The organism is Streptomyces sp. NPDC055749 (genome assembly GCF_053617235.1).
Genome location: NZ_JBSHFH010000015.1, coordinates 140,349 through 165,068, shown reverse-complemented (window position 1 = coordinate 165,068; position 24,720 = coordinate 140,349). Strand labels below are relative to the sequence as shown.

General features: G+C 69.2%; 18 protein-coding genes. 14 read left to right on the top strand and 4 right to left on the bottom strand.

Annotated elements, in window-relative coordinates; translation table 11 throughout:
* Positions 1-53 precede the first annotated feature (53 nt).
* Complete coding sequence (locus tag ACWGO0_RS14525; RefSeq protein WP_453533330.1) at positions 54-293, bottom strand: antitoxin; 240 nt, start codon at positions 291-293, stop codon at positions 54-56.
* A gap of 241 nt (positions 294-534) precedes the next feature.
* Here ACWGO0_RS14525 and miaA point away from each other — a divergent pair, with 241 nt between their 5' ends.
* The 6 genes from miaA to hflX all read left to right on the top strand — a co-directional run bounded on the left by miaA (position 535) and on the right by hflX (position 8,504).
* A complete protein-coding gene (miaA, locus tag ACWGO0_RS14520) occupies positions 535-1,473 on the top strand; it encodes a tRNA (adenosine(37)-N6)-dimethylallyltransferase MiaA (RefSeq protein WP_453533327.1) in 939 nt (312 codons plus the stop codon).
* A gap of 107 nt (positions 1,474-1,580) precedes the next feature.
* A complete protein-coding gene (locus tag ACWGO0_RS14515) occupies positions 1,581-2,018 on the top strand; it encodes a hypothetical protein (protein WP_453533360.1) in 438 nt (145 codons plus the stop codon).
* Positions 2,019-2,085: 67 nt separating this feature from the next.
* On the top strand, positions 2,086-2,958 hold the full coding sequence (dapF, locus tag ACWGO0_RS14510) for a diaminopimelate epimerase (RefSeq protein ID WP_453533324.1): 873 nt from the start codon (positions 2,086-2,088) through the stop codon (positions 2,956-2,958).
* 140 nt (positions 2,959-3,098) lie between these two features.
* Positions 3,099-5,258, top strand: coding sequence for a RelA/SpoT family protein (locus tag ACWGO0_RS14505; RefSeq protein WP_453533322.1), 2,160 nt, complete (start codon positions 3,099-3,101; stop codon positions 5,256-5,258).
* A 92-nt stretch (positions 5,259-5,350) separates the two neighbouring features.
* Positions 5,351-6,802, top strand: a complete 1,452-nt coding sequence (locus ACWGO0_RS14500; RefSeq protein ID WP_453533319.1) for a M1 family metallopeptidase — start codon at positions 5,351-5,353, stop codon at positions 6,800-6,802.
* A 181-nt stretch (positions 6,803-6,983) separates the two neighbouring features.
* Complete coding sequence (gene hflX / locus ACWGO0_RS14495) at positions 6,984-8,504, top strand: GTPase HflX (RefSeq protein ID WP_453533316.1); 1,521 nt, start codon at positions 6,984-6,986, stop codon at positions 8,502-8,504.
* Positions 8,505-8,608: 104 nt separating this feature from the next.
* On the opposite strand, the gene ACWGO0_RS14490 is transcribed toward hflX, so the two are convergent.
* Complete coding sequence (locus tag ACWGO0_RS14490) at positions 8,609-9,832, bottom strand: trypsin-like serine peptidase (protein WP_453533313.1); 1,224 nt, start codon at positions 9,830-9,832, stop codon at positions 8,609-8,611.
* A 338-nt stretch (positions 9,833-10,170) separates the two neighbouring features.
* Between ACWGO0_RS14490 and ACWGO0_RS14485 the strand changes: the two genes are divergently transcribed.
* The 5 genes from ACWGO0_RS14485 (at position 10,171) to ACWGO0_RS14465 (ending at position 18,246) form a co-directional block, all read left to right on the top strand.
* A complete protein-coding gene (locus ACWGO0_RS14485) occupies positions 10,171-11,562 on the top strand; it encodes a diaminobutyrate--2-oxoglutarate transaminase family protein (RefSeq protein ID WP_453533310.1) in 1,392 nt (463 codons plus the stop codon).
* A gap of 28 nt (positions 11,563-11,590) precedes the next feature.
* A complete protein-coding gene (locus ACWGO0_RS14480) occupies positions 11,591-13,477 on the top strand; it encodes an IucA/IucC family protein (protein WP_453533307.1) in 1,887 nt (628 codons plus the stop codon).
* Positions 13,478-13,543: 66 nt separating this feature from the next.
* Complete coding sequence (locus ACWGO0_RS14475; RefSeq protein ID WP_453533304.1) at positions 13,544-14,269, top strand: GNAT family N-acetyltransferase; 726 nt, start codon at positions 13,544-13,546, stop codon at positions 14,267-14,269.
* A 60-nt stretch (positions 14,270-14,329) separates the two neighbouring features.
* A complete protein-coding gene (locus ACWGO0_RS14470) occupies positions 14,330-16,237 on the top strand; it encodes an IucA/IucC family protein (protein WP_453533301.1) in 1,908 nt (635 codons plus the stop codon).
* Positions 16,238-16,275: 38 nt separating this feature from the next.
* Positions 16,276-18,246, top strand: coding sequence for an ATP-dependent DNA helicase (locus ACWGO0_RS14465; protein ID WP_453533298.1), 1,971 nt, complete (start codon positions 16,276-16,278; stop codon positions 18,244-18,246).
* A gap of 130 nt (positions 18,247-18,376) precedes the next feature.
* On the opposite strand, the gene lexA is transcribed toward ACWGO0_RS14465, so the two are convergent.
* Entirely contained in the window at positions 18,377-19,174 is a 798-nt protein-coding gene (gene lexA, locus ACWGO0_RS14460; protein WP_328906237.1) for a transcriptional repressor LexA, read from the bottom strand.
* A gap of 500 nt (positions 19,175-19,674) precedes the next feature.
* Here lexA and nrdR point away from each other — a divergent pair, with 500 nt between their 5' ends.
* Entirely contained in the window at positions 19,675-20,187 is a 513-nt protein-coding gene (gene nrdR, locus ACWGO0_RS14455) for a transcriptional regulator NrdR (RefSeq protein WP_453533294.1), read from the top strand.
* A gap of 159 nt (positions 20,188-20,346) precedes the next feature.
* Positions 20,347-23,253, top strand: a complete 2,907-nt coding sequence (locus tag ACWGO0_RS14450) for a vitamin B12-dependent ribonucleotide reductase (RefSeq protein ID WP_453533291.1) — start codon at positions 20,347-20,349, stop codon at positions 23,251-23,253.
* A 121-nt stretch (positions 23,254-23,374) separates the two neighbouring features.
* On the opposite strand, the gene ACWGO0_RS14445 is transcribed toward ACWGO0_RS14450, so the two are convergent.
* Positions 23,375-23,911 (bottom strand): TerD family protein, encoded by a 537-nt coding sequence (locus tag ACWGO0_RS14445; RefSeq protein ID WP_453533288.1) that lies wholly within the window; start codon positions 23,909-23,911, stop codon positions 23,375-23,377.
* A 203-nt stretch (positions 23,912-24,114) separates the two neighbouring features.
* Here ACWGO0_RS14445 and ACWGO0_RS14440 point away from each other — a divergent pair, with 203 nt between their 5' ends.
* Positions 24,115-24,720, top strand: a complete 606-nt coding sequence (locus tag ACWGO0_RS14440; RefSeq protein ID WP_453533285.1) for a YdbC family protein — start codon at positions 24,115-24,117, stop codon at positions 24,718-24,720.

The window sequence follows — 24,720 nt, the reverse complement described above, 5'->3', positions numbered from 1 at the left end:
GGGCCCGGAACGCATGCGTTCCGGGCCCTCCTCCATGCTCGGTCCCGACGAGGTCAGGCTGCCGGGGGCTTGCTGCCGCCCTCGTCCTTGTGGCCCAGCCGGTCAACGGCGTCCTTGGCCTTCTGGGTGCCGGACACGATCTTGTCGCTGTACTTGCCCTTGGTCTTCTGATCGACCGTGCGTGCGGCTTTGTCGAGGCCGTGCTCGATCTTGCCCCCGTGCTGGTGCGCGAGGTCGCCGACCTTGTCCTTGGCCGGAGCGAGCTTGGCCTTCAGGTTGTCCAGGAAACCCATGGGTCACCTTCCGTGCAGTGGGGACTGTGCTCGGGCGTGCTCTGCTACTCCATTATCCGCTGTCTCACCGACGGACCAATACGGATGGGAGCTTCGAGGCAATACGTGTACTGCATATTTGTACAACATTTTACTCACGGGTGGGCGGCCCGGTAGTGGGCTTCCAGTGGCAGGTCCCGGTACCGGGCTTCGCGCACTCGGTCCGTTCGGGAACGGTCTCCGCGTTTGGGAGACTGGGCCGGTGAGAAGACCAGCTCCCAACCCCCGCGTCATCACCGTCGTAGGTCCCACCGCAGCCGGAAAGTCCGATCTGGGTGTGTTTCTCGCCCAGCAGCTCGGTGGCGAAGTGGTCAACGCGGACTCCATGCAGCTCTATCGCGGGATGGACATCGGCACGGCGAAGCTGACGATCCCCGAGCGCGGCGACATCCCGCACCGGCTGCTCGACATCTGGGACGTCACCGAGGCGGCCAGCGTCGCCGAGTACCAGCGGCTGGCCCGTGCGGAGATCGACCGGCTGCTGGCCGAGGGCCGCACACCCGTCCTGGTGGGCGGTTCCGGGCTCTACGTGAAGGGCGCCATCGACGCCCTGGAATTCCCCGGTACGGATCCCGAGGTGCGCTCCCGGCTGGAGGAGGACCTCGACCGGAGCGGCTCCGGCGCACTGCACGCCCGGCTGGCCGCCGCGGACCCCGAGGCGGCCCGCGCCATCCTGCCGAGCAACGGGCGCCGCATCGTGCGCGCACTCGAAGTAATCGAGATCACGGGCAAGCCCTTCACGGCGAACCTCCCGGGCGACGAAGCGGTCTACGACGCCGTGCAGATCGGTGTGGACGTCGGCCGCCCCGAGCTCGACGAGCGGATCGCCGTCCGAGTGGACCGCATGTGGGAGGCCGGGCTCGTCGACGAGGTGCGCGCCCTGGAGGCTCAGGGGCTGCGTGAGGGACGTACCGCCTCCCGCGCGCTGGGCTACCAGCAGGTGCTCGCGGCGCTCGCGGGCGAGTGCACCGAGGGCGAGGCGCGGGCCGAGACCGTGCGCGCCACCAAGCGGTTCGCGCGCCGCCAGGACTCCTGGTTCCGCCGCGACCCGCGTGTCCGGTGGCTGAGTGGCGCCGCCGATCACCGCACGGAACTCCCGCACCTGGCGCTGGCGTTGGTCGAACGAGCGGTTACAGCCTGATCACGTGATGGCATCGGGACGCTCTGCCCGTCATTTCGGTGCCCGGGAGCGTGCCATCATCGAGCATCGATCGACCAGTGGAGTCCGAGTTGGGAGGGCGCGTGGCGATGGAGGCCGGCCCTCGCGACACAGACCAAGACGCACCGGATACGCAGCACGAGGCGGGACGCCTGAGCCCCGACGGGCCCGACGAGCTCGATGTGACCCCCGAGGTGGAGGTCGAGCTGCGTCCCGCGCGGCGGCTGCGCATCTGGCAGCTCGCGCCGATCATCATGCTCGCCGCGGTCGGCTCCCTGATGTTCGCCTTCCCGCTCGCCTTCGAGTTCGGCGACGGCGGCGCCATCGTCGCCATGCTGGGCCTGCTCATCAGCTGCTGCGCCGCAGGCTGGGGCATGATGGCCGCCCGCCGGGTCGGCCACACCTGGCCCGGCCTGCCCGCCAGAGGCTCCGGCGAGCGCCCCGACTGGCGAGTGATCGCCCTGTACGTCGCCGTGTGCACCGGACTCGTCGCCCTCGCCGTCTGGCGCGTGGCCCGGCTCCGCTGACGCCGCGCCCCTTCTTCCGTACGATCCGCCTTCGCGGGCTGTCGGTGCTGCCTCGTACAGTTGCCCTGTGAGTACCTCGCAGATCGCTTTCCTCAAGGGCCACGGCACCGAGAACGACTTCGTGATCGTTCCCGATCCCGGCAACGACATCGACCTGCCCGCATCCGTCGTCGCCCGGCTGTGCGACCGTCGGGCCGGCATCGGCGGCGACGGTCTGCTGCACGTCGTACGGTCCGCCGCGCACCCCGAGGCGCGGGCCATGGCGCCCGAGGCCGAGTGGTTCATGGACTACCGCAACGGGGACGGCTCGATCGCCGAGATGTGCGGCAACGGGGTCCGGGTCTTCGCCCGCCACCTGCGGCAGGCAGGACTCGTCGAGGACGGCGACCTGGCCGTCGCCACACGGGGCGGCGTCAAGCAGGTCCACATCGCCAAGGGCGGCGACATCACGGTCTCCATGGGGCACGCCGTGCTCCCGGAAGAGGGCGTCACGGTCGCCGTTGACGGCCGCAGCTGGCCCGCCCGCAACGTGAACATGGGCAATCCGCACGCCGTCGCGTTCGTGGACGACCTGGCACACGCCGGCACTCTGTACTCCGCGCCGGAGTTCACCCCCGCCGCGGTCTACCCCGAGGGCGTCAACGTCGAATTCGTCGTGGACCGCGGACCGCGCCACGTCGCGATGCGCGTGCACGAGCGCGGCTCCGGCGAGACACGCTCCTGCGGTACGGGAGCCTGCGCCGTGGCCGTCGCGGCGGCGCGCAGGGACGGCGTCGACCCCGCACTCACCGGCAGCCCCGTCACGTACACGGTGGACCTGCCCGGTGGCACGCTGGTGATCACTGAGCGCCCGGACGGCGGGATCGAGATGACCGGACCGGCCGTGATCGTGGCCGAAGGCTTCATCGATCCGGCCTGGCTCGAAACAGTGATCGGCTAGAGCTTCGCTCGAATGGGTGATCCGTTTCACGCTGAGCGAGAGCCGGACTGCGCCACGTGGTGGGGTCGGTAGCATCAAGCACCGGCCCAGGGACGCATCCGCGCCTCCTCACCGCCGGTCGACGTTGCCGGAGGTGCCCCATGAGTGCAGAGGCCACCAACCCAGGTGCTCCCCCTCGCAAGCGGGGCCGCCCCCGGATCGATCTCCGCAGGATCGGACGGGTGGCGCTGCTCGGCCCGGTGTCCCGCGACCGGCTGCCCGATGCGATCGGCCATGTCGCTGACGCCCACCGCGCCCACCATCCGGACGCGGACCTCGCCATCCTGCGCAAGGCGTACGTCCTGGCGGAATCCTCGCACCGCGGCCAGATGCGCAAGAGCGGCGAGCCGTACATCACGCACCCGCTCGCCGTGACCCTGATCCTCGCCGAACTCGGCGCCGAGACCACGACATTGACCGCCTCGCTGCTCCACGACACCGTGGAGGACACCGAGGTGACCCTCGATCAGGTCCGCGAGCAGTTCGGCGAAGAGGTCTGCTACCTCGTCGACGGCGTCACCAAACTCGAGAAGGTCGACTACGGGGCGGCGGCCGAGCCCGAGACCTTCCGCAAGATGCTCGTCGCCACCGGGAACGACGTCCGGGTGATGTCGATCAAACTCGCCGACCGGCTGCACAACATGCGCACGCTCGGGGTGATGCGCCCCGAGAAACAGGCCAGGATCGCCAAGGTCACCCGTGACGTGCTCATCCCCCTCGCCGAACGTCTCGGCGTGCAGGCGCTCAAGACCGAACTGGAAGACCTCGTCTTCGCGATCCTGCACCCGGAGGAGTACGAGCACACCCGGGTTCTGATCGCCGGTTCCGGCGGTACCGAGGACCCCCTGACCGAGATCGCGGAGAACGTCAGGACGACGCTCCGGGAGGCCGACATCTCCGCCGAGGTCCTGATCAGGCCACGCCACTTCGTCTCCGTGCACCGCGTCCGGATCAAACGCGGCGAACTGCGCGGGACCGACTTCGGACGCCTGCTCGTCCTGGTCGCCGAGGACGCCGACTGCTACGCGGTCCTCGGCGAACTGCACACCTGCTTCACGCCCGTGATCTCCGAGTTCAAGGACTTCATCGCGGCCCCCAAGTTCAACCTGTACCAGTCGCTGCACACCGCAGTCGTCGGCCGGGACGGTGCGGTCGCCGAAGTGCTCATCCGTACGCACCAGATGCACAAGGTCGCAGAAGCCGGCGTCGTCGCACTCGGGAACCCGTACACCCCGGACAGTGGCTCGCCTGACAGCAGCGCGGTCCAGGCCGAACCGGTGGACGGGGAGCGCGCCGACCCGACCCGGCCCGGATGGCTCTCCCGGCTCCTCGACTGGCAGGAGTCCGCCCCCGACCCGGACACCTTCTGGACCACGCTCCACGCCGATCTGGCCCAGGACCGGGAGATCACGGTCTTCTCCACCGAGGGCGGGACGCTCGGACTCCCCGCGGGCGCCAGCTGTGTCGACGCCGCGTACGCGCAGTACGGCGACGAGGCACACGGTTGCATCGGGGCGCGCGTCAACGGCCGGCTCGCCACGCTCAGCACCGTACTGAGCGACGGCGACACCGTGCAGCCGCTGCTCAGCCAGGACGCGGCATCCGGTCCCTCGCCCGACTGGCTCGATCACGCGCGCACCGCCGCCGCCCGGATCGCGATCACCGGCTGGCTCGACGCCCACCCGGAGGACGCGCAGGGGCCCGCCGGCCAGCCCGACACCCCGAGGCAGCAGCCCCAGCCCCAGCACGCGGACGAGGCGTCGAACGGCCGGAGCAGGCAGGGCGTGCGCGCGGCGGGCGTCGCCGTGGACGGACCGGGTACAGCGGTACGGCTCGCGGGCTGCTGCACCCCCGTACCCCCGGACGAGGTCACCGGATTCACGGTGCGAGGCGGAGCCGTCACCGTCCACCGCCAGGAGTGCCCGGCGGTCGGCCGTATGCAGGCCGCCGGGCGGCCACCGGTCGGGGTCCGCTGGAACGACGAGGGCGACTGGCGGGACGCCGGGGAGTGCCGTGTCACCCTCGTCGCCGAATCCTTCGGACGGCCCAGACTCCTCGCCGACCTCACCGAAGCGATCGCCGCGGCCGACGCCGCCATCGTCTCCGCCACCGTGGAACCCCCCAGCGAGCAGCGGGTCCGGCACACCTACACCCTGCAGATCCCCGACGCCGCCGGGCTGCCCGGCCTCATGCGGGCCATGCGGGACGTGCCCGGGGTGTACGACGTGAGCCGCGCCCAGCACCGGGCGGCCACCACCTGACGCCCTCCTCCGCCGGTCCCCGGAGGATCTCGTTCGGGTGGTCCGGCGCGCGGCACACAGACGGAGCGGACGGTCGCTGGTAGCCGTAGTCCATGCCGCTCACCTCCCGTCGACTGCGCGCCGCCCTGCTGGCCACCGCCTCGGTCACCCTCGTCGCCGCCACCCTCCCCGCTCCCGAGCCGCTCGGCATCGGAGACCGACTCTTCCCCCACCTCGGCAACCCCGGGTACGACGTCCTCTCGTACGACATCGCGTTCACCTATCACGGCAGCAACACCAAGCCCCTGGACACGATCACCAAGATCGACGCCCGGACCACCGCGCCGCTGGAGCGCATCAACCTCGACTTCGCACGAGGCAAGGTCAGCGCCGTCGAAGTGAACGGACTGGCCTCCGACTTCGCAACGAAGGGCGAGGACCTGGTCGTCCAGGCGCCCGCCGCACTCCCCGCAGGAGTGCCGCTGCACATCACGGTCCGGCACACCAGCGATCCGAACGGCAGCCGCGCGGACGGCGGTTGGCTGCGCACATCCGACGGGCTGGCCATGGCCAACCAGGCCGACGCCGCGCACCGCGTCTTCCCGGGCAACGACCACCCCGCCGACAAGGCGTACTTCACCTTCCGGATCAACGCCCCCGAGCAGCTGACAGCCGTCGCCAACGGTCTGCCCGTCACCACACAGCGCCGGGGCGCCACGACCACCTGGACCTACCGCACCGAGCACCCGATGGCCACCGAGCTCGCCCAGGTGTCCATCGGCCGCTCCGCGGTCCTGCGGCGCACCGGACCCGACGGCATGGCCCTGCGCGACGTGGTGCCCGCCGCGGACCGGGAGAAGCTGGAACCCTGGCTGAAGAAGACCCCGGACCAGATGGCCTGGATGGAGCGGCAGGTCGGCCGGTACCCGTTCGAGACGTACGGGCTGCTGGTGGCCGACACGGAGACCGGCTTCGAGCTGGAGACCCAGACACTCTCGCTCTTCGAACGCTCCCTGTTCACCGAGCCCGGCTATCCCGAGTGGTACGTCGACTCGATCATGGTGCATGAACTGGCCCATCAGTGGTTCGGCAACAGCGTCTCCCCGAAGTCGTGGTCCGACCTGTGGCTCAACGAAGGACACGCCAGCTGGTACGAGGCGAGGTACGCCGAGGAGCACGCCAAGCAGCCGCTGGAACGCCGGATGCGCCAGGCGTACACCCGGTCCGACGCCTGGCGGGCGGCGGGCGGCCCGCCCGCCCACCCGGACGCCCCGTCCCCGGGCCAGAAGATCAGCCTCTTCAGGCCGGTGGTGTACGACGGAAGCGCACTCGTCCTCTACGCCCTGCGGAAGGAGATCGGCACGGCCGCGTTCGACCGGCTGGAGCGGACCTGGGTACGGCGTCACAAGGACGAATCCGCGACCACGGCCGATTTCACGGGGCTCGCCTCGCAGATCGCGGGACGCGACCTGAGCACGTTCTTCCAGGCATGGCTGTACGGGGAGAAGACACCGCCGATGCCCGGGCACCCGGAGTGGCGCAGCGAGAAGCCCCAGGCATCGTGAGCCGTGTGCGGCACGCGGAGTGCGCCGCTCCGCACCGGTAAACCCGAGTGACGGCCCCGGCGGGGTCATGCCACTATCAACGGGTCGGCGCGGGGCCGGCCGGGAATCCCGACGGGGGAATCATCCGGCGAGGTCACGCGTTGTGACTGACGTAAGCGACTTTCATCGACGTAAGGATCCAATGACCTCCTCTTCTTCCTTTCCCCAGGACGCGCAGAAGGCGCAGAGCGCTACGGAGAATGGCACCGAAAGCCTCACCGAGGGTCTTCGGGCCGACGCCCTGATGGAAGAGGACGTCGCCTGGAGCCACGAGATCGACGGAGAGCGGGACGGCGACCAGCTCGACCGCTCGGAGCGCGCCGCGCTCCGGCGTGTGGCGGGTCTGTCCACCGAGCTGGAGGACGTCACCGAGGTCGAGTACCGACAGCTGCGCCTGGAGCGCGTCGTGCTGGTCGGTGTCTGGACCTCCGGGACCGTCCACGACGCGGAGATCTCGCTCGCGGAGCTCGCGGCGCTGGCCGAGACGGCGGGCGCCCAGGTGCTGGACGCCGTGTTCCAGCGGCGCGACAAGCCCGACCCGGCGACCTACATCGGTTCCGGCAAGGCGCTCGAACTGCGCGACATCGTTCTCGAATCAGGGGCCGACACCGTCGTCTGCGACGGAGAGCTCAGCCCCGGCCAGCTGATCCACCTGGAAGACGTCGTCAAGGTCAAGGTGGTCGACCGCACCGCCCTGATCCTGGACATCTTCGCTCAGCACGCCAAGTCCCGAGAGGGTAAGGCGCAGGTGTCGCTGGCACAGATGCAGTACATGCTGCCGCGACTGCGCGGCTGGGGCGCGTCGCTCTCCCGGCAGATGGGCGGCGGCGGTTCCAGCGGTGGTGGCGGCATGGCCACCCGTGGTCCCGGTGAGACCAAGATCGAGACGGACCGGCGCCGGATCCGCGAGAAGATGGCGAAGATGCGCCGGGAGATCGCGGAGATGAAGACCGGCCGCGAGATCAAGCGGCAGGAGCGCAAGCGCAACAAGGTGCCCTCGGTCGCTATCGCCGGATACACCAACGCGGGCAAGTCCTCGCTGCTCAACCGGCTGACCGGAGCGGGCGTCCTCGTGGAGAACTCGCTGTTCGCCACCCTCGACCCGACCGTGCGCCGGGCCGAGACACCGAGCGGCCGGATCTACACGCTGGCCGACACCGTCGGGTTCGTGCGGCATCTGCCGCACCACCTCGTCGAGGCGTTCCGCTCCACCATGGAGGAGGTCGGCGAAGCCGACCTGATCGTGCATGTGGTGGACGGCTCCCACCCGGTTCCGGAGGAGCAGCTCGCCGCGGTGCGTGAGGTGATCCGCGAAGTGGGTGCGCTCGACGTGCCCGAGATCGTGGTGATCAACAAGGCGGACGCGGCCGACCCGGTCGTCCTCCAGCGGCTGCTGCGCATCGAGAAGCACGCGATCGCCGTCTCGGCGCGGACCGGTGCCGGTATCGACGAACTGCTCGCGCTGATCGATGTGGAACTGCCGCGGCCGTCCATCGAGATCGAGGCACTCGTGCCCTACACCCAGGGCGGCCTCGTCTCCCGGGTGCACGCCGAGGGCGAGGTCCTTTCCGAGGAGCACACCCCGGAGGGCACGCTGCTCAAGGCGCGAGTGCACGCGGAACTGGCCTCGGAGCTCTCGACGTTCGTCCCCGCGACGAGCTGAGGGCGTACTCACCGAACGGCCCGAAGGCCCGGCCCCTCTTCGAGAGGGACCGGGCCTTCGGCATGTCGGCGCCGTACGAGCGGGCGTCGGCCCGTCACCCGCGGCTACTGGCCGGCGAACTTCTCACTGACCGAGTCGAAGACACCCTTGGCCTCCGCACCGAGACGCGGACCGGCCAGCCAGCCGGCGGTCACCGGACCGATGGATGTGTTCGAGACCAGCGCGGGCTTGCCGTCCTGACCGGCCGCGACCCAGCCGCCGCCGGAGGAGCCGCCCGTCATCGTGCACCCGATGCGGTACATCGTCGGGTCGCCCTGGAAGACCGAGAGCCGGCCCGGCTTGTCCTTGCACTGGAGCGCCTTCTGACCGTCGAACGGCGGGGCGGCCGGGTAGCCGGTCGCCGTCATCTCGGCGATCTCGGGCACGGCCGGGGCGTTGAAGTCGACCGGCAGCGCGGAACCGACCGTCTCCTCCAGGGACTTGCCGGTCGAACCCTTCTCCGGCGTCACGTGCAGGACCGCGAAGTCGTACGGGGCACCCTGACCGCCGACCGGGGCGCCCTGGGCGATCCACTGCTCGGAGGTCTGGGCCCACTGGCCCCACCACACGCCGTACGGAGCGATCTGCTCCTTCGTCGCGTTCTCGAGCTCGGCGACCGACATGCCGCTGTTGTTGTACGCCGGGACGAAGGCGATGTTGCGGTACCAGCCGCCGTTCTTGCCCGCGTGCACGCAGTGCCCGGCAGTCCACACCATGTTGGACTTGCCGGGATTCGCGGGGTCCTTCACGACCGTCGCGGAACAGACCATCGAACCTTCGGGCCCGTCGAAGAGGAGCTTGCCGGACTCCGGCGCGTTGTCGTGGTACGGCGTCGCGACGGGTGCCGCTCTGACCGGAGCCGGCGTCGGGTCCGTCACGCCGTCGTCACCCGAGATGTCGTTGTCGACGGGCTTCTCCGGGGACTTGTCGGCATCCCGCATCCGGTCCGGGTCCCAGAGGTCCTCGATGATCGGGTTGACGTAGTCCTTCGCCTCACGCAGCCATTTGTCCTTGTCCCAGTTCTTCCATTCGCCGTCCTTCCACTGGTCCAAGTCGATCCCGTGCTCCTTGAGCCGGTCCTTCAGATCGTCCGGAATGGTGATCTTGTCGTCGGACGTCTGGCCGGCGGAGTTGCTCGGCTTGCTGCTCGCCTCGTCCTCGCCCGGGCCGCAGGCGGTGGCCGTGAGCGCCAGGACGGTGGCGAAGGATGCTGCGGCGAGCACGGGGGAGAGCTTGCGACGTGCGCTCCTCCCACGGCGTGCGGCATCGGTCGGGCGGATGGGTCGCATGTGGTGATCCCCCTGGGACTTCGTCATTCGTTACTTCGTCATTCGCTACGTCGGTAAGGCGCTTCGGCGAGTGGCATCGCGCTGCGCGCACTCGGGACGCCGGCAGGACTGCCCCGGCCCCGAGTGCGGGCCCCACTATGCCGGTGCCGATGGGGACGGCGCTCGGCAGGGCCACGGTTCCGCCTCCGCAAGGATCTTCCGATTTACCCGTGATCCTCCGCGACCGGCGTCGTTGGTACGTACGGGGGACACCCGGGCAGCGTTCACCGTCACGGCCCTTCCCCGGGGGCAACGTACTGACGTGCAACGCAACTGTTACCGCAGGAGGATCAACAGCCGTGGCCGTGACCGAACCAGCTCCGGTGGCACCGCCCGCTGCCCACGAGGGAATTCTGCGGCGCCAGGCACAACGCGAATCGGCGGCACGCACCTACGCGAGGTCGCTGCCCATCGTGCCCGTTCGCGCCCGGGGGCTGACCATCGAAGGTGCTGACGGGCGGCGCTACCTCGACTGTCTGTCAGGGGCGGGCACCCTGGCGCTCGGTCATAACCACCCGGTGGTTCTCGAGGCGATCAGGAAGGTCATCGACTCGGGTGCTCCCCTTCATGTGCTCGACCTCGCCACGCCGGTCAAGGACGCCTTCACGACCGAGCTGTTCGCCACGCTGCCGCGGCAGTTCGCGGACAACGCACGGATCCAGTTCTGCGGACCGGCCGGAACGGACGCCGTCGAGGCCGCGTTCAAGCTGGTCCGCGCCGCTACCGGGCGCACCGGGCTCCTGGCCTTCACCGGGGCGTACCACGGGATGACGGCCGGAGCGCTGGCCGCATCGGGCGGCGCCCCGGACGTACAGGTGACACGGCTCCCCTTTCCGCAGGACTACCGCTGCCCGTTCGGCGTGGGCGGGCAGCGCGGAGCGGACATCGCCGCCCACTGGACGGAGCACCTCCTCGACGACCCGAAGGCAGGAGTACCCGCTCCCGCCGGAATGATCGTGGAGCCGGTCCAGGGCGAGGGCGGAGTGAATCCCGCCCCCGACGGCTGGCTGAGGCGTATGCGTGAGATCACCGCCACGCGCGGCATTCCGCTGATCGCCGACGAAGTGCAGACCGGCGTCGGCAGGACCGGTGCCTTCTGGGCGGTCGAACACAGCGGCATCGTGCCCGATGTGATGGTGCTCTCCAAGGCCATCGGTGGCTCCCTTCCCCTCGCGGTGATCGTCTACCGGTCCGAACTGGACCTCTGGCAGCCCGGCGCGCACGCAGGCACCTTCCGAGGCAACCAACTGGCCATGGCGGCCGGCGCGGCCACGCTCAAGTACGTACGCGAGAACGGGCTCGCCGAGCGAGCCGCGACGCTGGGCGCCCGGATGCTCGCCCGTCTCCAGGCGCTGAGCGCGGACCATCCGAGCATCGGAGACGTCCGGGGCCGCGGCCTCATGATCGGGATGGAGCTGGTCGATCCCGAGGCCGCCCCGCCCGCCGGCCGGTCCGAGCACCCCGCCGCTCCGCCCACCGACCCGGTCCTCGCCGCCGCCGTCCAGCAGGAATGCCTGAGCCGCGGCCTCATCGTCGAGCTCGGCGGACGTCACTCCGCCGTCGTACGCCTGCTCCCTCCCCTGACTCTCACCGACGAACAGGCAACAGCAGTCGTCGACCGCCTCGCCGAAGCACTGGCAGCCGCGGAACGCTCGCCGCACCGTCGGGCCACTGCCGGGCCGCACCACTGATCCCGGACACCTCGTAAGGAAGACCGCCGTGAACCCCACCCCCGCGCCCGAGGCCGACGGCCCTCTCACCAGCCCTCACCCAGGGCAGGACGGACCGGACAGCCCACTGGCAGTCGAGGCGGCGACCGTGCCGCGTCAGAAGACCCCGCACCGCGGGGACCGGCGTACCCCGAACTCACCCGCCGGTACGGCGCACGAGGACCTTCTCGACCACCCGGACGCGCTCAGGGCCGCGGACGCGGCGGGCACCGAGAACCTCCTGCGCTGCTGGGCCCGCGAGACGGACCTTCCCCGACCCGACCGCGACACTCTGCGCATCCCGCTCCCCGCCAGCGGCACCGCACTGCTCGTCCCGGTCCTGTACTGGTCCGCCACCGGCTGGCACCGCTTCGGCGCACCGGCCCTGGAGACCGCACCGGAGCGCGCCCCGGCCGTCGACGCCGTCACCCTCGCGGCTCTCCTGGGCCGCGAGTCCGACCGCAACGCCGGCTCCGACCTGGTGGCCAGGGTCGCCGATTCGGTACGGCGTACCGCTGTGTTCATCGAGGAACGGCGACTCGCTCCCGCCGGCCCCGCGGACGCGGACCTGTTTCTCACCGCCGAGCAGTCACTCCTCCTCGGCCACCCGCTGCACCCCACCCCCAAGAGCCGAGAAGGTCTGTCCGAGGCCGAAGCCCGCCTCTACTCACCCGAGTTGCACGGCTCCTTCCCTCTGCACTGGATGGCTGTCGACCGGTCGGTACTGGCCACCGAATCGGCCTGGACACAGGGTGGGCGCCCGGTGTCCGCCGTAGACCTCGTCGCACCACATGCCGGCGGCCTGCACCTCCCCGACAACACCACCGCTCTCCCGCTCCACCCTTGGCAGGCCGGCGAACTGATGCGCCGCCCGGAAGTCGGCGCGCTGTTCGAGGCGGGCCTCCTCCACGATCTCGGCGCGCACGGCGAGCACTGGCACCCCACTTCCTCCGTCCGCACCGTGCACCGGCCCGGCTCCGACCTCATGCTCAAACTGTCTCTGGGCGTACGCATCACCAACTCCCGTCGTGAGAATCTCCGCAAGGAACTCCACCGGGGGGCAGAGGTCCACCGGTTGCTCCGCAGCGGCCTCGCCGAGCAGTGGCACACGGTGCATCCCGGTTTCGACATCGTTCGCGACCCCGCCTGGCTGGCCGTCGACTCCCCGGACGGCAGCCCCGTCGCCGGACTCGACGTGATGCTCCGGCACAACCCCTTCGGGCCGGGCGACGACGCGGTGTGCATCGCCGGGCTCACGGCCCCCCGCCCCTGGCCGGGCCGTGCAGGTATGCACTCGCGCCTGGCCGAATGCGTCTCCCGGCTGGCCGCCCGTACCGGCCGGACCAGGGCGGCCGTTTCCGCCGAGTGGTTCCTGCGCTACCTCGACCGAGTCGTACGGCCCGTCCTCTGGCTCGACGCGACGGCCGGAGTCGCCCTCGAAGCCCACCAGCAGAACACGCTGGTGCTGCTCGACCCCGACGGCTGGCCCACCGGCGGCCGGTACCGGGACAACCAGGGCTACTACTTCCGTGAATCCCACCGCACCGCACTGGAGCGCAGACTTCCCGGCATCGGCGCACTCAGCGACACCTTCGTCCCGGACGCCGTCACCGACGAGCGCTTCGCCTACTACCTCGGCATCAACAACGTCCTCGGCCTCATCGGAGCGTTCGGTGCTCAGCGTCTCGCGGACGAACAGGTGCTCCTCGCCGCGTTCCGCCGCTTCCTGGCCGGAGTCTCAGGACTCGGCTCCCCACTGCCCGCCTACCTGCTGGAGACACCGCAACTGCGCTGCAAAGCCAACCTGCTGACCCGGCTGCACGGCCTCGACGAGCTCGTGGGCCCGGTCGACACCCAGTCCGTCTACGTCACCATCGCCAACCCCCTTCATCCCTGAAAGACCCTGAAAGAACCTGAAAGAACCTGAACGACACCACCTGAACCCATGAGAGGAGAGCGTCACGTGCCTCCGGCCGAAGCGCACACGGACACCGGAACCGACGACGCCCCAGAATTCGGCACGGGCGCCGAAGACACCCTCGACCTGCGGCTCTCCGAGGAACTTCTCGCTCTGTTCGCCGAGGACACAGCGGTGCCCACCCTTCGGTCCACCGCCTCGGATCTGCTCGGCGACCCAGCCGGCTGGCGCCCCGTCACCACCTCCGCCGGTGTGTTCCAGCTCGTCCCGGTACGACTGGAACGCGACCTAGCGCTGATCAGCCGCTGGATGAACGACCCCGCAGTCGCCGCGTTCTGGGAACTCGCCGGAGCCGAAACCGTCACCGCCGACCACCTGCGACCGCAGCTGGAAGGAGACGGACGCAGCGTGCCCTGTCTCGGCGTTCTCGGCGGCATGCCCATGAGCTACTGGGAGATCTACCGGGCAGACCTGGATCCGCTGGCGCGCCACTACCCGGCCCGGCCCCACGACACGGGTATCCACCTCCTGATCGGCGGCGTGACCAACCGCGGCCGAGGCGTGGGAACCACTCTGCTCCGCGCCGTCTCCGACCTCGTACTCGACCATCTCCCCCTGTGCGCACGTGTGGTGGCCGAACCGGACATCCGTAACACCCCCTCCGTCTCAGCCTTCCTGAGCGCTGGCTTCCGCTTCTCGGCGGAGATCGAACTGCCTGACAAGCGAGCCGCTTTGATGGTTCGCGACCGTGCCCACCGTGCCCAGCTGTGAACAGCTCGCTGACTTGCATACACCGCTCGAACCCCATCGGTTCCACCCGGAGGAGTCCCCGTGCCGAAATATCCTGCGAGCAATGACTCGGCGGAGCCCCACGCGCTGTACAGCACTCCGGAACTGAACCGGACGGGCTGGGACCGGGCGGCGGCCCGGCTGCTCGCGAAGATGCTCGGCGAGTTCGCCTACGAGGAGGTCATCGAACCGAACGCTCTGGACGAACCGACCCGGCTGGGCGAACCGACCATGCCGGGCGAGGCGACCGACACCTACTCCCTCCCGCTCGACGACGGCGCGACACTGCGCTTCCGTGCCCGTCGCGGCGTCTACGGCAGCTGGCACGTCGACGCCGGATCGATCGTCGAGAGCGAGCCCGCGCATCCCGCCGGACCGACGGGCGAATCCCAAGCCGCGCCGCGCCCCTTCCGTGACCCCCTGCAGTTCCTCGCGCGCGCCCACCGCCTCCTGGGAATCGACGGCGCCACGCTGGGCCACCTCATCCGCGAACTCACCACCACGCTCGCCGCCGACGCCAGGCTCGACCACACCGCTCTCAGCGCGGCACGGCTGGCCGAGCTCGACTACTCCGAGCTCGAAGGCCATCAGACCGGCCATCCCTGGCTCGTCGCCAACAAGGGACGGCTCGGATTCTCCGCCGAGGACATGGCCCGCTTCGCACCCGAAGCCCGACGAGCGGTCCGCCTGCCCTGGATCGCCGTCAGCACCCGCATCGCGGGCTACCGCGCCGTGCCCCGCCTCGCCACCCCCGAGCACCTCTACGCCCAGGAGCTGGACCCGTCCGTCCGCGCGTCCTTCGCCGCCGCTCTGCGCACCCGGGGTCTCGATCCGCAGGAGTACCTGTTCCTGCCGGTGCATCCCTGGCAGTGGGACGAGTGGATCGTGCCGCACTTCGCCCCGGCGATCGCGGACGGCGACATCGTGCCCCTGCACGCCGACGACGACCTCCGGCTGCCGCAGCAGTCCATCCGTACGTTCACCAACGTGGCACGGAAGGACCGGCACACGGTCAAGCTGCCGCTGTCCATCCTCAACACCCTGGTCTGGCGCGGCCTGCCCACCGAGCGCACGCTCGCGGCGCCGGCCGTCACCGCCTGGGTTCAGGGACGGTGCGAGTCCGACCCCTTTCTCCGCGACACCTGCGGCGTCATCCTCCTCGGAGAGGTCGCATCAGTGGCCGTCGAGCACCCGCTCTACGACCGCCTTCCCGAGACGCCCTACCAGTTCAAGGAGATACTCGGCGCGATCTGGCGCGAGCCCCTGCACCCCCGGCTCGCACCCGGAGAGCGGGCCCGCACCCTGGCCTCGTTGCTGCACACCGACCCGCAGGGCCGCTCGTTCGCGGCGGAGCTGGTCACCCGTTCCGGACTCACCCCCACCGCATGGCTGACGCGGCTCTTCGCCGCCCTGCTCCCTCCGCTCCTGCACTTCCTCTACCGCTACGGCACCGTCTTCTCCCCGCACGGCGAGAACGCCATCGTGGTCTTCGACGACCAGGACGTGCCGGTACGTCTCGCGATCAAGGACTTCGTCGACGATGTGAACATCAGCGCGCAGCCCCTGCCCGAGCACGACACCATGCCGGAGGACGTACGCCGCGTCCTGCTCACGGAGAGCCCCTCCTTCCTCACCCAGTTCATCCACTCCGGACTGTTCGTCGGTGTCTTCCGCTATCTCTCCCCTCTCTGCGAGCAACAGCTGGGAGTCCCGGAGGGCGAATTCTGGTCACTTGTCCGAACGGAAATCCTCCGCCACCACGCCCGGTTCCCCGAGCTCAAGGACCGGTTCGAGATGTTCGACATGCTGACGCCCCGCATCGAGCGCCTCTGTCTCAACCGCAACCGTCTGCATCTGGACGGCTACCGGGACCGACCCCAGCGCCCGCACGCCGCCGTCCACGGCACCGTTCCCAATCCTCTCCACCCCACCGCCCGAGTCCGGGAGTGATCGCCGTTGTCAGTGGCGCGCCGTAGGGTGGTCGGGCTATGACGAAGCCATCCCTCCCCGAACTCCTCCATGCCGCCGTCACCGCCGTGGGCGGTACGGAAAGGCATGGCCAGGTCACCATGGCCGAGGCCGTTGCCGAGGCTGTCGACGACCATTCCCATCTGCTCGTCCAGGCCGGCACCGGCACGGGCAAGTCCCTCGGTTACCTGGTGCCCGCGCTGGCGCACGGGGAGCGCGTCGTGGTGGCTACGGCGACCCTCGCGCTCCAGCGGCAGCTGGTGGAGCGAGACCTTCCGCGTACGGTCGACGCGCTGCATCCGATACTGCGCCGCCGTCCCCAGTACGCCATGCTCAAGGGGCGTTCGAACTACCTCTGTCTGCACCGGCTCCACGAGGGCGTACCGCAGGAAGAGGAGGACGGGCTCTTCGACCAGTTCGAGGCGGCAGCGCCGTCCAGCAAGCTGGGGCAGGACCTGCTGCGCATGCGGGACTGGGCGGACGAAACGGAGACCGGGGACCGGGACGACCTCACCCCAGGTGTTTCGGACCGGGCGTGGGCACAGATCTCCGTCTCCTCCCGCGAGTGCCTCGGGGCGACGAAGTGCGCGTACGGCGCCGAATGCTTCGCGGAGATGGCCCGTGAGCGGGCCAAGCTCGCCGACGTGGTCGTCACCAATCACGCCCTGCTCGCCATCGACGCCATCGAGGGCGCCCCGGTGCTCCCGCAGCACGAGGTGCTGATCGTCGACGAGGCCCATGAGCTCGTTTCCCGGGTGACGGGTGTCGCCACGGGGGAGCTCACTCCCGGCCAGGTGAACCGTGCCGTGCGCCGCGCGGCCAAGCTGGTCAACGAGAAGGCGGCCGACGCGCTCCTGACCGCGTCGGAGGGCTTCGAGCGGGTCATGGAGCTGGCGCTTCCGGGGCGCCTCGAAGAAGTCCCCGAGGACCTGGGCTACGCGCTGATGGCGCTGCGGGACGCCGCGCGTACGGTGATCTCGGCCCTTGGCTCCACGCGGGACAAGTCCGTCCAGGACGAGGACGCGGTCCGTAAGCAGGCCATGGCGTCGGTCGAGACCATTCACGGTGTGGCAGAGCGCATCACCCAGGGCTCCGAGTACGACGTCGTCTGGTACGAGCGGCATGACCGCTTCGGGGCGTCCGTGCGTGTCGCTCCGCTCTCCGTCTCGGGTCTGCTCCGCGAGAAGCTCTTCGCGGACCGTTCCGTCGTCCTGACCTCCGCGACGCTGAAACTCGGCGGGGATTTCAATGGGGTCGGCGCTTCTCTGGGGCTCGCCCCGGAAGGCACCGCGGGCGATGACATTCCGCAGTGGAAGGGCCTCGACGTCGGTTCCCCCTTCGACTATCCGAAGCAGGGCATCCTCTATGTCGCCCGCCATCTGGCCACGCCGGGGCGGGAGGGTTCGCGCACCGACATGCTGGACGAGCTCGCCGAGCTGATCGAGGCGGCGGGCGGCCGGACCCTGGGGCTGTTCTCCTCGATGCGGGCGGCCCAGGCCGCGGCCGAGGAACTGCGGGGCCGGCTCGGCAAGCCGATCCTGCTGCAGGGCGAGGAGACGCTCGGCGAGCTGATCAAGAACTTCTCGGCCGATCCGGAGACGTGCCTCTTCGGCACGCTCTCGCTCTGGCAGGGCGTCGACGTCCCGGGCGCGAGCTGCCAACTCGTGATCATGGACAGGATTCCGTTCCCCCGCCCCGACGACCCGCTGATGAGTGCCCGCCAGAAGGCGGTCGAAGAGGCAGGTGGCAACGGATTCATGGCCGTCGCCGCGACGCATGCCGCGCTGCTGATGGCTCAGGGCGCGGGCCGGCTCGTACGGGCCACGGGGGACAAGGGAGTGGTCGCCGTGCTCGATCCCCGCCTGGCCAATGCGCGGTACGGAAGCTATCTGCGCGCCTCACTGCCCGATTTCTGGTACACCACGGACCGCAATCAGGCTCGGCGTTCGCTTGCGGCCATCGATGCCGCGGCCAAGGCCGACGGGCGGTAGGCATCCCGGAGACGGAACCGGAAGCAGGCCCTGGACATAGAGAGGCCCGGACAGCGGCAGAGCGGGCGGACATGGCAGGGCCCCGGGATCGGCGCAGTGAATCCCGGGGCCCGGTCGGAATCGGCGGGCTTCAGACCCGCCGCAGCACGGCCACTACCTTTCCGAGGATGGTGGCCTCGTCGCCGGGGATCGGCTGATAGGCGGAGTTGTGCGGCAGGAGCCACACGTGGCCGTCCTCGCGCTTGAACCGCTTGACCGTGGCCTCGCCGTCCAGCATGGCCGCCACGATGTCCCCGTTCTCCGCGACCGGCTGGCGCCGGACCGTGACCCAGTCGCCGTCACAGATCGCGGCCTCGATCATCGAGTCACCGACGACCTTGAGGACGAACAGCTCTCCGTCGCCCACCAGCTGGCGGGGAAGCGGGAAGACATCCTCGACGGATTCCTCGGCGAGGATCGGGCCACCGGCCGCGATCCGGCCGACCAGCGGAACGTACGAAGCGGCGGGCTTGCCCGTCGTATCGGTCGGCTGGGTGCTCGGCTGATCGGAGCCGCGGACCTCGTAGGCACGGGGGCGGTGGGGGTCGCGACGCAGGAAACCCTTGCGCTCGAGGGCCATCAGCTGATGAGCGACGGACGACGTGCTGGACAGCCCCACCGCCTGGCCGATCTCCCGCATCGAGGGCGGGTACCCTCGGCGCTGAACCGAATCGCGAATGACCTCGATCACCCGCCGCTGCCGGTCCGTGAGCCCGGAGCTGTCCGCCCGGATTCCTGGTGGGCGGCCGGGCAATGAGCGCGCGGGACGCGCGGGCTCCTGCCCCTCCGTGTTCATGACTGAGTCATTCATTGCATGCACCGGCTCAAGTCGGCTCTGGGAGCGGTGGTCCTGGGCAGTGATGGTGGCACTGTCTGCGGTGGTGGTCACGTCGGCCCCTCTCGAATGTTCTCCCTAGTTGGACAACGGTAGTAGCTTTCGAAAGGTTGCGCCAAACACACGTTCGAGTGAAAAACAAATAAAGGCCCGCCAGGGGCTTATGGCGGGGTGTATGGAGGCCCTTCCGGGCGACCGGCAATTCGGACCATTACGGTAGCGTCCGCGCTTCCCCGGCGTGCGTGCGGGGGGCCGTTTCCGGGGGGTGCGTCGCCAGTCTGCCACCCGGTGCCCCGCCATCCGGGGAGCCGCGTGTTTCGCGTACCCTCGTGCCTGGCCGTGTGCAGCCGCGGCGGTCCCGAGGCGCGACACGCGCTAGGGCCGAAAGTGCGGCGAAACCCTAGATCTAGTGGTTGGATTGCCTCAGTCGCCCAGAAGTTGTGGTCCCTGGTCCATCGGGGAGCGGCTATCGCCTATGCTTGAGCCTGCTTCGAAGGGCCCGTTTGGGGCCTGGAGGGGCTATTCAGTCGTGCTGTGAAGGAGGGTTGGGAGCCATGCACTGCCCCTTCTGCAGGCACCCCGACAGCAGGGTCGTCGACAGTCGCACCACCGACGACGGCACGTCCATCCGGCGTCGCCGCCAGTGCCCCGACTGCTCCCGCCGTTTCACGACGGTGGAGACCTGTTCGCTGATGGTGGTCAAGCGCAGCGGCGTGACGGAACCCTTCAGCCGTACCAAGGTCATTTCCGGTGTCCGTAAGGCGTGCCAAGGGCGGCCCGTCACCGAGGACGCACTCGCCAAGCTCGGCCAGCGGGTCGAAGAGGCGGTGCGTGCCACCGGCAGCGCCGAGCTGACCACCCACGACGTGGGTCTGGCCATACTCGGCCCCCTGCAGGAACTCGATCTCGTCGCGTACCTGCGCTTCGCGTCCGTGTACCGGGCGTTCAACTCACTCGAAGACTTCGAGGCCGCCATCGTGGAACTACGCCACCAGCGGCCTCCCGCGAAAGAACGCGGGAGCGGCGAGACCCTTGAGGTCCCCGCGCCCGCCATCGCCGCCGACTGATCGGCACCGGCCGGCCGGCTGAGGTCAGCCGGCCGCCGGCAGGGCGGCACCAAGACCTGCTCCCGGCGCTGCGAGCGGCGTCCGGAGCATCAGACACACACTGTGCCCTGGGAAGAACTGGGTACTTCAGGGCGTTTTTGCCCACATATGGGAGGCGGCATGACAGAGACGGCGAGCGGCCCGGCACGAGGTTCCCGCACCAAGGGCACCAAGTCGACTGCGAATCGGCAGGGTCTGCGTATCGAGCGTATTCACACCACCCCCGGCGTGCATCCGTACGACGAGGTGACGTGGGAGCGCCGAGATGTCGTCATGACCAATTGGCGCGACGGCTCGATCAACTTCGAGCAGCGTGGCGTCGAGTTCCCCGGCTTCTGGTCGGTGAACGCGGTCAACATCGTCACCAGCAAGTACTTCCGGGGCGCCGTCGGCACCCCGCAGCGCGAGACCGGTCTGCGGCAGCTGATCGACCGGATCGTGAAGACGTACCGGAAGGCCGGTGAGGACTACAACTACTTCGCCTCTCCCGCGGACGCCGAGATCTTCGAGCACGAGCTGGCGTACGCCCTCCTGCACCAGATCTTCAGCTTCAACTCGCCGGTCTGGTTCAACGTCGGAACGCCTCAGCCGCAGCAGGTCTCCGCCTGCTTCATCCTGGCCGTCGACGACTCCATGGAGTCGATCCTCGACTGGTACAAGGAAGAGGGCATGATCTTCAAGGGCGGCTCCGGCGCCGGCCTGAACCTCTCCCGTATCCGCTCCTCCAAGGAGCTGCTCTCCTCCGGTGGCAACGCCTCCGGCCCGGTCTCCTTCATGCGCGGCGCCGACGCGTCCGCCGGAACGATCAAGTCCGGTGGGGCCACCCGCCGCGCGGCCAAGATGGTCATTCTCGACGTCGACCACCCCGACATCGAGAACTTCATCGAGACCAAGGTCAAGGAGGAGGAGAAGATCCGCGCCCTGCGCGACGCGGGCTTCGACATGGACCTGGGCGGCGACGACATCACGTCCGTCCAGTACCAGAACGCCAACAACTCGGTCCGAGTGAACGACGAGTTCATGAAGGCCGTGGAGTCCGGCGGGAAGTTCGGACTGCGCGCCCGGATGACCGGTGACGTCATCGAAGAGGTCGAGGCCAAGTCCCTCTTCCGCAAGATGGCCGAAGCGGCCTGGGCCTGTGCCGACCCCGGCATCCAGTACGACGACACCATCAACCACTGGCACACCTGCCCGGAGTCGGGCCGGATCAACGGCTCGAACCCCTGCAGCGAGTACATGCACCTGGACAACACCTCGTGCAACCTGGCCTCGCTGAACCTGATGAAGTTCCTCAAGGACGACGGCGAGGGCCACCAGTCCTTCGAGTCCGAGCGCTTCTCCAAGGTCGTCGAGCTGGTCATCACCGCGATGGACATCTCGATCTGCTTCGCGGACTTCCCGACGGAGAAGATCGGCGAGAACACCCGCGCCTACCGCCAGCTGGGCATCGGTTACGCCAACCTCGGCGCCCTGCTGATGGCGACCGGCCACGCCTACGACAGTGAGGGTGGCCGCGCGCTCGCCGGTGCCATCACGTCGCTGATGACCGGCACCTCGTACAAGCGCTCCGCCGAGCTCGCCGCGGTCGTCGGCGCGTACGACGGCTACGCCCGTAACGCGGAGCCGCACCAGCGCGTCATGAAGCAGCACTCCGACGCCAACGCCGCCGCCGTGCACGTGGACGACCTTGACTCGCCGATCTGGGCCGCCGCCACGGAGGCCTGGCAGGACGTGATCCGCCTCGGAGCGAAGAACGGTTTCCGCAACGCGCAGGCGTCGGTCATCGCCCCCACCGGCACCATCGGTCTCGCGATGTCCTGCGACACCACCGGCCTCGAGCCCGACCTCGCCCTGGTCAAGTTCAAGAAGCTCGTCGGCGGCGGCTCGATGCAGATCGTCAACGGCACGGTTCCGCAGGCGCTCCGCCGCCTCGGCTACCAGCCGGAGCAGATCGAGGCGGTCGTCGCCCACATCGCCGAGAACGGCAACGTGATCGACGCCCCGGGTCTGAAGCAGGAGCACTACGAGGTCTTCGACTGCGCGATGGGTGAGCGTTCCATCTCCGCGATGGGCCACGTCCGGATGATGGCGGCCATCCAGCCGTGGATCTCCGGCGCGCTCTCCAAGACGGTGAACCTGCCGGAGACGGCCACCGTCGAGGACGTCGAAGAGGTCTACTTCGAGGCGTGGAAGATGGGCGTCAAGGCGCTCGCCATCTACCGCGACAACTGCAAGGTCGGCCAGCCCCTCTCCACGAAGAAGTGGGAGGAGAAGAAGGCCGAGGTGACCGCGAAGACCGAGGACACCATCCGTACCGCGGTGGAGAAGGTCGTCGAGTACCGCCCGGTCCGCAAGCGTCTGCCCAAGGGCCGTCCCGGCATCACCACCTCCTTCACGGTCGGTGGCGCCGAGGGTTACATGACCGCCAACTCCTACCCGGACGACGGTCTCGGTGAGGTCTTCCTGAAGATGTCCAAGCAGGGTTCGACCCTCGCGGGCATGATGGACGCCTTCTCGATCGCCGTCTCGGTCGGTCTCCAGTACGGCGTGCCGCTGGAGACGTACGTCTCGAAGTTCACCAACATGCGCTTCGAGCCGGCCGGTATGACGGACGACCCGGACGTGCGGATGGCGCAGTCGATCGTCGACTACATCTTCCGCCGCCTGGCGCTGGACTTCCTGCCGTTCGAGACGCGCTCCGCGCTCGGTATCCACTCGGCCGAGGAGCGTCAGCGTCACCTCGACACCGGTTCGTACGAGCCGTCGTTCGAGGCAGAAGGCATGGACGCCGAGAGCCTCGCCCAGTCCGCTCCTCTTCACGTGGAGCCCCTGAAGGCGGTCGCGGCTCCGCAGGAGGTGGCTGAGAAGCCGGCTCCCAAGACGGCGCACACCTCGGCCGAGCTGGTCGAGATGCAGCTCGGCATCAGCGCGGACGCGCCGCTCTGCTTCTCCTGCGGTACGAAGATGCAGCGCGCCGGTTCCTGCTACATCTGTGAGGGCTGCGGCTCGACCAGCGGCTGCAGCTGATCGCAAGGCGCCCGCTCCGGGCGTGAAGCTACTGTTCAGGGCGGTGGAGCCGATTACTCGGCGCCACCGCCCCGAGCGGTTCCGCGGGCAGGGCGTCGCATCCGCGAGGTGCGTCGGCCGCTCAGGAATCCGAGGTGCGGCTTCCCATGGCCGCCGCGAACTCATCGGGGTGGCCGTCGAAGCCACGTACGTCCGAGTGGAACACCCAGACTCCCGAGCTGTCCCGGGTGAACTCCGCCACGACCGCGGCGGTGGCCGCCGAGACGCCCGAGAAATCGCTCTCCGAGAGGTTCGTGTAACCCTCGCGGATCTGCACGCCGGTGCGCTGTATTTCCCCGAACGTCTTCCGGCCGTCCCGCTGCTGGATGGCGACCCCGACGATCACCCGGGCGTAGGTGTCGGCCAGCCGGTCCAGTTCGATCGTCATGACCTCGTCGAAGCCGAGACCCTGACCCGTCTTGCTGTCGCGGTTGAGAGTGATCGTGCCGTCCGGTGAGCGGCTGTCGAAGTGCACCAGATAGACGGGGCTTCCGTAGGGATCGTCCGTGGCGTACGTCGCGGCGATTATGTCCAGGTCATGAGCCGGCTCGCCGGTCGTGCTGGGATCCCATTTGAGACTCACCTCAACCTTGTCGATGTCCTTATTGGGAGTGCTCATCGGACTTCCCTTCTCGCGCCGGGCCGGCGGACCGCTCTCACCGCCCGATCATTGCCGTAACTGTCCGTGAATCCAACCGCCTTGGACTCCGGCGATGCAATCGGGCCACCGTCGTGTGTTCTCGATGAGGCCGGCGCGCAGGCAATGCGGGCAGGTCCGTCGTAGCGTGACCCGCGCCACTCCTGGCGCCGTACGATGGCGCGGTGCTGGTGAAGTGGATTCGCTGCACCGTGGTGGACCGTCATGGGTTCGAGCGGGGGCAGCGGAAGTGGGCGGGGCTGCTGGGTGAGCCGGGGTTCAGGGGACAGAGCGGAGGGTGGAGCCGGGCGCGTCCGGACGTGGCTCATGTCTTCGCGTTCTGGGAGAACCGCGTCTTCTACGACTCCTTCATGGCGCGTGGGCACGACCGGCTGGCCGCCGCGCAGTCCGGTATGTGCCGGGACATGCAGGTGAAGCTCTTCGATTTCCGGTTCGACGTGAAGACCGGATTCGAGCCGCACTTCACCGACGCGGACGTCGTCCGGGTGGCCCACAGCCGGGTGCACGAGGACCGCGTGGAGCATTTCGCGCTCATGCAGCGGACGGTGTGGAATCCGGCGATGGCCGGATCACCCGGGATGCTGCGCGGGATGTTCGGCGAAGCGCCGGGGCAGGAGTTTCTGGTGCTGTCCATGTGGCAGTCGAGCGCCGAGCGGGGCAAGTACCGGCCGCAGGGTGTGGAGCGGCTCTCGGACCGGGCACAGACCGAGACGGATGTCGCGGAGCTGGCCGGGGACGTGGTGGATCTCCAGCCATTGTGGACGGTGTGA

Excerpts from the sequence above, each read along its gene's own strand:
- ACWGO0_RS14525 (WP_453533330.1), bottom strand. The coding sequence starts at position 293 with ATGGGTTTCCTGGACAACCTGAAGGCCAAGCTCGCTCCGGCCAAGGAC.
- ACWGO0_RS14505 (WP_453533322.1), top strand. The coding sequence starts at position 3,099 with ATGAGTGCAGAGGCCACCAACCCAGGTGCTCCCCCTCGCAAGCGGGGC.
- ACWGO0_RS14515 (WP_453533360.1), top strand. The coding sequence starts at position 1,581 with ATGGAGGCCGGCCCTCGCGACACAGACCAAGACGCACCGGATACGCAG.
- ACWGO0_RS14490 (WP_453533313.1), bottom strand. The coding sequence starts at position 9,832 with ATGCGACCCATCCGCCCGACCGATGCCGCACGCCGTGGGAGGAGCGCA.
- ACWGO0_RS14445 (WP_453533288.1), bottom strand. The coding sequence starts at position 23,911 with ATGAGCACTCCCAATAAGGACATCGACAAGGTTGAGGTGAGTCTCAAA.
- nrdR (WP_453533294.1), top strand. The coding sequence starts at position 19,675 with ATGCACTGCCCCTTCTGCAGGCACCCCGACAGCAGGGTCGTCGACAGT.
- hflX (WP_453533316.1), top strand. The coding sequence starts at position 6,984 with ATGACCTCCTCTTCTTCCTTTCCCCAGGACGCGCAGAAGGCGCAGAGC.
- ACWGO0_RS14465 (WP_453533298.1), top strand. The coding sequence starts at position 16,276 with ATGACGAAGCCATCCCTCCCCGAACTCCTCCATGCCGCCGTCACCGCC.
- ACWGO0_RS14500 (WP_453533319.1), top strand. The coding sequence starts at position 5,351 with ATGCCGCTCACCTCCCGTCGACTGCGCGCCGCCCTGCTGGCCACCGCC.
- ACWGO0_RS14450 (WP_453533291.1), top strand. The coding sequence starts at position 20,347 with ATGACAGAGACGGCGAGCGGCCCGGCACGAGGTTCCCGCACCAAGGGC.